This window comes from Vibrio sp. 10N.247.310.17, from assembly GCF_041466605.1.
Classification (GTDB): domain Bacteria; phylum Pseudomonadota; class Gammaproteobacteria; order Enterobacterales; family Vibrionaceae; genus Vibrio; species Vibrio tasmaniensis_A.
This window is the reverse complement of sequence record NZ_JBFSTC010000160.1, coordinates 1-5,364: the sequence shown is the minus strand read 5'-3', so window position 1 is coordinate 5,364 and position 5,364 is coordinate 1. Positions and strand designations below refer to the sequence as shown.

At 39.0% G+C, this 5,364-nt stretch carries 3 protein-coding genes; all 3 read left to right on the top strand.

The window, feature by feature from the left end; translation table 11 throughout:
- The first annotated feature begins 487 nt into the window (after positions 1-487).
- The 3 genes from AB6D80_RS24045 to AB6D80_RS24035 all read left to right on the top strand — a co-directional run bounded on the left by AB6D80_RS24045 (position 488) and on the right by AB6D80_RS24035 (position 5,050).
- Complete coding sequence (locus AB6D80_RS24045) at positions 488-1,708, top strand: hypothetical protein (RefSeq protein ID WP_372189837.1); 1,221 nt, start codon at positions 488-490, stop codon at positions 1,706-1,708.
- A gap of 176 nt (positions 1,709-1,884) precedes the next feature.
- A complete protein-coding gene (locus AB6D80_RS24040; protein ID WP_347337745.1) occupies positions 1,885-4,509 on the top strand; it encodes a hypothetical protein in 2,625 nt (874 codons plus the stop codon).
- Positions 4,502-5,050: a hypothetical protein gene (locus AB6D80_RS24035; protein WP_372189835.1), complete on the top strand. Its 549-nt coding sequence runs from the start codon at positions 4,502-4,504 to the stop codon at positions 5,048-5,050. The genes AB6D80_RS24040 and AB6D80_RS24035 overlap by 8 nt, the downstream gene beginning before the upstream one ends.
- The last annotated feature ends 314 nt before the right edge of the window (positions 5,051-5,364 follow it).

Here is a 5,364-nt window from a genome sequence, read left to right as displayed (position 1 = left end):
AGAAGCTGCTTAATAAGCAAGCAAATGATGACAACTACCTTGAAAAACACCGTATGCAGCTCTGGCTTCCCCAAAGTTAGCGATTAATTCATTAAGTCTGACAGCTTCTACCATTATCCTTGAGTTAAATGAATATAAAAAATCACTCAAGGAGCACCTTTTAACTTCGAGTCTGGATTTATCTGTCTGGCTGCATCAGGACTATTCAGCGTTATCTAGAAAAAAAAAGGAGGAGTTAGTTGGGAACATTCTTTATCAGGTAATTAGCTTTTACCATAACATTGAAAAACCCTCATATACATTAACATCGGCATTAGAGCTACTTGTATTATCTAATGCAAAAAGTAAAAAAAGTTATCAAAGCCTATTATCATCGTTAGATTCTCAAGCTGCCTGTGATGGTATTTTTCTGAATAAAAACAGACTGAAAAATAAGGTTAGTACTGACTTTTGTGATCGCAATATAGGTACTAGTAGCGGGAACTTCTTGTCTATTGATATGTTGAGTGACTTGCTATCAGATGATGACCCCCTTCCTATCTCAGAGGTCGAAAGGATGATGTTTTCATGGTTAATGGCCAGTTTAACGGTTCAGCCTTGGGATATTCCCAAGCTTACTCATGATTCCTTTAAAACCATGAGAGTGGGAAACCAAGTGGTTCATATTGAGTGTGAGTATTTTAAAGGTCGAGCTCGAGTTTTCCATACGACGCGCTCACTTTCAACAAAGACAGTTGAAGGAAAGGCGCTATTAACTTTCCTTGCTTCTTCACTTAAAGGACAAGCACTTTGTTATCAAAAGCAGATCACAATTTCAAAAGGAATAAATTCCAATAGTGGGGCAATACGCTTCCTTTTATTATCGACTGGTATAAATTTATCATTGAAAAATCAACACCAGAGACAAAATCTCCCTCTCCTAATCCCACCTGTACTGTGCGCTTTAATATCAAAGGGTACTCATAAGCAAAATGTTGTCCTTAATGCTAAAAAATACTCAACTGAAGAGTTAACCACTCTTACTCAGCAATCAGAGACACCGATTCAGAGAGAATTGTTTAGTTTGCAAGCCATAAAGAATAGCGCTGTTCACGCTTTTAGCGACCCTTACACTCTCCATTATTTGATAAATAGAAACTCACACACCAACAAAACGGAGAAAGCTCATTACCTTAATGAAGACAATGAAGAGTGGATAAACAGTGCGGGACGCATTACTCGTGAAGTCATGCTTGATTTAATTAATAATGTTTTTGATTTGGACTTTGATAACGATCCTGAAAACGCTCTTGAAATAGAGCGCTTTAACAGTGAATTCATGGCGGTGTCTGAAACTGTCTCCTATAAAACCGAGGAGATGAACGCAAGGCTTCGCATGATAACAGGAAAAGGCCAGGGGCAAGTGAATGAGGTGGGTATTCTGTCATTGAGTGACAAAGCTGACGAAGACTCGTTATCACCTATTTATGTTGTCGACAGCCCGCTAACAGCACTGAAAATGTACAACTATCTACATGAATTTCAAAAGCACTACAAAAGACTCTTGGCTCGTAACCCTGACTTTCTTTATAAAACCGCAATGCCAACCGTTGAGTGGATGGAATTTACATTGAATCAGATGAGTAAAAACTCTCAGCAAAATGGGCTTGATCAATTCCAGAAGATGGTTAAAAACAATGTAGTGATGAGTGTGTTCCACTCAATCTAGCGAGGATAAATTTCATGGCATTCTCAGTATTCGCAACCCCTCTTGAATCCTTTTGGCAAGACCAGAGCCAGAAACTGCTTGCTCACCCTGACGTTGTTAGTGATAACGCATCATGGTTTGATGATGTATGTTGCTTTAGAGCGAGTAATGGAAGGCATTCTAGGATCGATTTCTCTTTGTTTGATTTGCCTCACTTTAACATTGAGTCTTCAGGTTTTATTAAGATAAATGAGCAGGTTTACCCGCTAACCTCAAAAGAGTATGCGAAGCTTTTTTTCTTGAGTTGCCTTAGCCCTAAGAGTAGTGCTCAAGCTGGTCAAGTTTACCAAATGGTATTGCATCTATTTGCGTTTTTGAACACCAAAAATACGAACGTATTGGTACAGGGTATATTTGACGACTTTTGGACATCTTTTCTAGGCCAATTAGTGAATGAGAAAGGGTTCTTTAATCGTGTGTCTACACCTTCCTATAGAGGGGCTATTAACCCGATTTCTTTTCCAAGGGTGAGAAATAAACTGCAAACCTTGGGTGTTATGGGGGTGATAGACAATAGCCTGACTCAAAAGCAGGTAGAAAGAAGCCTTGATGACATTTGCAAATCTCAGTATCAAATATCATTAGCAGACTATAAAAAGGGAGGCAGTTTAAACTTCCTCGGACTTGAACTTGGTCAATACTATGTGGACTACCTGAGAGGCATGTATCAAGATAATTTTCTCTACATGTCGGTATGCAAAAAAACACTGTCATCCATCATTGAAAGGAATAAGCTCAGTGAAATCAAAGAAAGTAAGGGCAAAAGCAGGCTGCTCAATGTCTTTTTATCGGCCTTAGCTGGGTTGCCTTTAGATAAATTGCAGAAGGTAACTTATGGGATAAGTCACCAAGAGTTCAAAGAGCAAACTGAGCAAGTGACTTATGATATATACCTTCAGCACTTTGATAGCGCTATGTCGCTCAAAGAAGATTGCATTGAAGCTTTGGTCTTAGAGTTAGGGTTAGGCGCTCGATTCGATGCGGCAGAAATCATTCGTATCTTGATGCTGCAAAAATACCATGGGCTAGATGGACATAAAAAACCAAGTGATGTTTGGCAAGGCTATATTGTCTCATTAGAGACAACGTTTCTAGAAAGTTGTGAGTTGGTTGATGTTTCGGTAGACGATGTTTACAGGAAAATGCAGCTTATCATTGACCAACAAAAATTAAATCAAGGTGCATTTTTAAGGGATTTAAAAAATTGGGGGAATAAGTTGTTAAATGGTGCAAACCAACAAACCTATCAAAGCTTTAGAGTTGCTCTTGATTCTACCGCCTATGCGATGACAAATCTCTTTATAGCGTGGACAGGTTATCGTAAAGGTGAGTACGGATTCCCTTTTAATGCCATTCGACCTGAGCCCAACCTGGATATTTTAGATAATGCTCATGTTCCATTTCGGTTCAAATTAAAGTGGTTAGTCCCCAAGACCAATAGAGCCACAAAGATTGACCGTGAAATCACTTCTCAGTGCTACCAAATTTCAGCGCAGCTCAATGAATTATTTAATAGTTCCGATGACGCACCTTGCCTGTATGAACCTGCTCCTAGTGCTAAAAAGGAAAATAGTAATCAGTCTGGTGGGTATATTGAAAAAAGAGTAAAGGCAAACTGGCTTGGGTTTGTCGGTAACTATCAACCTTTCAATGAAGCGGTGAGACTCGATACGTTATTATCCAAAAAAGAGAGCGAGTTAGCGGGCCAAGAGCCAAAAGAGCTGGCTGCGTTACTTAGCAAGTATGATGTGAAAAGTGCTCGTTATAAGCATCTATTCGCTTCAGCTCAAGAAATTAAACAAGATTGGTTAAGGTTATCAAATACCAGCTTTTCAGGTAAAAAAGCGCAGATGCAAATTAAGCAATCGTTCGAACTGTATTCAAAATCTGAGCCAGTTGTGAATAAGGAACATCAAATCATTATTGATAAATACCTATCAGATGAAACAAAATCTCTGCTTCAATCAGGAACGATTGATTTGGATGATGTGAAAACAATGGTAGATATTAACGGTGAGTTGTTGCAGGACGTACGATACCCCTCTCCACATGCGTTTCGCCATATTTGGGCTGAGGCGGTACTTACTCGTTATCAGGGCGATGTGGGGGCGGTGATTCGTCACCAGTTCTGCCACTTAGATAATTCATTTTTTATGGCGTACCTTCGAGAAAAAGATACACGAGGGTTGATGGATTCGGCTAGGCAGCGTTATTTGAACTCATTGGTTGAAATGTTGATTTTAGACGCTGAAAACGTCGGAGAGGAATATTTTGGCGGGTTTGCACGTTACGTTAAGAAAGCGACAGACTTGACTCAAGCGGTGACAGAGAGCGAAATTCGAGCGCTTAAAGAGCGTATTACAGGTCGAATCATTAATATCCAGCCAAGTCACTTCTCTATTTGTGTTCCTCGAGATGGTGCTGAGAGTCGCGCTAAATGTGCCAAAAGAGGAAGTCTTAATCCACAGGACGCAAAGCCGGAATTTTGTCTAAATTGCACTAACGCCCTCATCACGCAAGGTAATGTACGAGGTATTTGGCAGACAATTCAGCCAATGGTAATAGAGGCGATGAATGAAAATGGTTTAGGGTGCTTACTAGAGGGGCATTTACCCACGTTAAAGTCAGGCTATAGAAGAATTAAAGAACTGAGAGAAAGTAATAAAAACAAAGAAGGTGTTGATAAAGTATTGTTAGCTATAAAAAAAGCAGTTAAGTCAATTGAAGCTAAACTTGAGCGAGAGGCGGAATTGTATGGTTGATAAAGAGTTGGATGAACTATTAAGCGAAGATTTTTTAGATTCGCTTAATGATGAAGATAGTTCAGAAGATAAAGTTAAGCAACCTCTTTGGGTGATTGATGATGTCCAGCATACGACATTTAAGGCTTACCACACCATTCTTAAATTTAAAGCATCGAAATTAACTGCTATTAAAAATTATGGAAAAGTTGCCACGAATAAAACACCCAAGTCGCTGTACCAAATATCCAAAACAGAAGTAGCTAAACAAGTTGAAGTCAGTGCTCAAAGCATATTTCGGGCATCAACCTTCAGTAAAGATGCACTCGCCTTTTTTAATGAGGTAAACAAAGAGTTGCTTGAGGTGCATGAGGTAGAGCAAAAGAAACAGCTAAAGAGAAAAAACACAGGGCTACGTAAAAATAAAAAAGAAGAGATTGTGAAGAGTCACCAGAGCATAGAAGAGAAGTATGAAACGCTTAAAAGATTAAAGACAAAAGAAATGCTCGAACTCACGATTGAAAGGATGCCCTTGGATTTAAGGGTTAAGTTAGGTTTGTAAATAAAGGTGTGCATTTTTGACATTTCAGCCAAGGCACTGAAAGTGCCATTTTTACATGTAACAAAAAGTCCATATGATTTATTGAGCACTCTGTAACATTAAGTCTATTGTTTTTATTACATGTACAACTGGTACTGATCTGCACCATCAATACTGGGCAGTAAGTTAAGCGACTTTCCATAAGCGGTAGTTATTCAGAAATTGCTAATTTAGCACAGAATTCCTTCTCGGTTGCCTAAATCACTTTTGCCCCGTTCCGTATATGGAATCCACGTATTTACAAAGTGATTTTGGTAATAAAAGTTAAGATGCGG

Coding starts and splice junctions, on each gene's coding strand:
- AB6D80_RS24035 (WP_372189835.1), top strand. CDS start 4,502: ATGGTTGATAAAGAGTTGGATGAACTATTAAGCGAAGATTTTTTAGAT.